Annotated in this window: 2 protein-coding genes; both read right to left on the bottom strand. The window is 73.2% G+C overall.

Going from position 1 to position 2,146, the window contains the following annotated elements; all coding sequences use genetic code 11:
* Positions 1–1,041 (bottom strand): prolipoprotein diacylglyceryl transferase (gene lgt, locus FOE67_RS23590; protein ID WP_228474211.1); only part of this gene is annotated, 1,041 nt, incomplete at its 3' end.
* A gap of 141 nt (positions 1,042–1,182) precedes the next feature.
* Positions 1,183–1,929 (bottom strand): DsbA family protein, encoded by a 747-nt coding sequence (locus FOE67_RS23585; RefSeq protein WP_182666858.1) that lies wholly within the window; start codon positions 1,927–1,929, stop codon positions 1,183–1,185.
* Positions 1,930–2,146: the final 217 nt, after the last annotated feature.

Raw genomic sequence — 2,146 nt, 5'->3', positions numbered from 1 at the left:
GTTGGGGGGATCGATATCGGCCGGCCGGCCCGGGGAACCGGTGCCCCCCGACCCCTCGCCGGCCACCGGGGCGCCCACGCCGTCGGTGGCGGCCGCCGCGCCGGTGACCGTACCGGCCCGCTTGGCGTCGGTGCCCCTCTCCCCCGCCACGCCGACGGACTCGGCGGGCCCGGCGGAACCGCCGTCCCGCTCGCCCCCCGCGGCCCCGGCGGTGTCGCTCGTCCCGCCGTCGCGGTCCGGTTCCACGACCTCCTCGCGGCCGGGCCGCAGCCGGGCGGAGAGCACGAGGTAGACGACCGCGAGGGCGAAGATGATCAGCGCGGTCCAGTTGTTCAGGCGCAGCCCCAGGAACTCGTGGGCCTCGTCGATCCGCAGGTACTCGATCCAGAAGCGCCCCGCCGTGTAACCCGCCACGTACAGCGCGAACGCGCGTCCGTGACCGAGGCGGAAACGGCGGTCCGCCCAGATCACCAACAGGCCCAGCCCCACGCACCACAGGGATTCGTAGAGGAAGGTGGGGTGGAAGGTACCGGTGTCGCGGTTGTTGTCGATCTCCAGGGCCCAGGGCAGGTCGGTGGCCCGCCCGTACAGTTCCTGGTTGAACCAGTTGCCCCACCGCCCGATGGCCTGGGCGAAAGCGATCCCCGGCGCCACGGCGTCGGCGAAGGCGGGCAGCGGGATGCCCCGGCGCCGGCAGGCGATCCACGCCCCCAGCGCGCCGCCCGCGATGGCCCCCCAGATGCCGATGCCGCCGTCCCAGATGCGGACCGCGGCCCAGGGGTCACGGCCTTCGCCGAAGTAGAGCTGGTAGTCCGTGAGCACGTGGTAGACACGGGCGCCGACCAGGCCGAACGGCACCGCCCACACCATCACGTCGGCGACCGTCCCGGGCTTGCCGCCGCGCGCCACCCAGCGCCGGCCGCCGAGCCAACCGGCGACGAAGACGCCGAGGATGATGCACACCGCGTAGGCGCGCAGGGGGAACGGCCCGAGCTGGATCTCGCTCGTGCCGGGGCTGGGGATGGAGGCGAGGATGTCCATGGTGGGGCCGAGGCTACCCTGTCCGGCGCCGCTCCCGGTGCGCGCGGGCCCCGTCGCGGACCGCCCGACGGGACGGCGCGCGACGGGGCCCGCGCCCCACCCCGCACGGACCCCCGGGGAGTCGGCCGGGGTGCCGCGGGATCACCCCCCGGCGATCTCCTCCACCCGCTCCCGCAGGCGCTCGACGGTCAGCGGATCGGAGGGATCGCCGTAGACGCTCTCGCCGTTGAGCAGGACGGTGGGGGTCGCGCCGTACTCGGAATCCCGGAAGGCCGTGTTGGTGCGGGCCACCCGGTCGGCGTGGGTCTCGCCCAGCACACAGTCCCGGAAGGAGTCGGTGTCCAGGCCCTCGACCCGACCGGCCAGTTCGATGAGGGTCTCCGGATCGGCGAACTCGTCGCTGCGCTCGGCGGGCTGCTCCGCGAAGAGCAGGTCGTGGTACTCGGGGAACCGACCGGCGTCCTCCGCGCAGATCGCGGCGTTGGCCGCGCGGGTGGAGCCCTCGCCCCCGAGTCCGTCGTCGATGATGGTGACCAGGTGGTACTCGGTGCGCAGCTTCCCCTCGTCCTGCAAATCGCTGATGGTGTCCTTGTAGTACGTCTCGAACCGGGCGCAGGCCGGACAGCGGAAGTCCTCGTAGACGGTGAGGGTCGCCGGGGCGTCCGCGGGCCCCTGCGCGATCGGCTCGGGGGGCGGGCCGGCGGTGGCGGAGTCGCGTCCGGTGTTGCCCGCCGCGAAACCGATGCCGCCCACCACGGCCAGGGTCGCGACGGAGATCCCCAGCACCTTGAGGGTCCGTCGACGCCTCTCCGCCGCCTGCTCGCGGGCCCGTTCCTCCGCCAGCCGCTCGCGGGCGGTGCGACCGCCCGCGCGGTTGTTCTCGCTCATGCCCTGGTCCAACGAGCGGGGGGCGCGGCGGACACGGACCGCCCCCACCGGTCCCCCGTGCGGGTGTCGCGACCGGGTCCGTCCGGGTCGGACACCTTGTCCCCGATACACATCCGACGCCGCCGACGAAGCCGCAAGTGTCGATCATTGCCGTCGCGCAATGCTTTAATAAAAAACACCACATCGCTGAATTTCTGGGATCTCTGACGCACATCGT

Source organism: Streptomyces calidiresistens, from assembly GCF_014141525.1.
GTDB classification, from domain to species: Bacteria; Actinomycetota; Actinomycetes; order Streptomycetales; family Streptomycetaceae; genus Streptomyces; species Streptomyces calidiresistens.
The sequence above is the reverse complement of the archived record's forward strand: the minus strand, read 5'-3'. Positions and strand labels throughout refer to the sequence as shown.

What these genes read in the sequence shown, in the direction of transcription:
- FOE67_RS23585 (WP_182666858.1), bottom strand. Translation starts at nt 1,929, where the DNA reads ATGAGCGAGAACAACCGCGCGGGCGGTCGCACCGCCCGCGAGCGGCTG.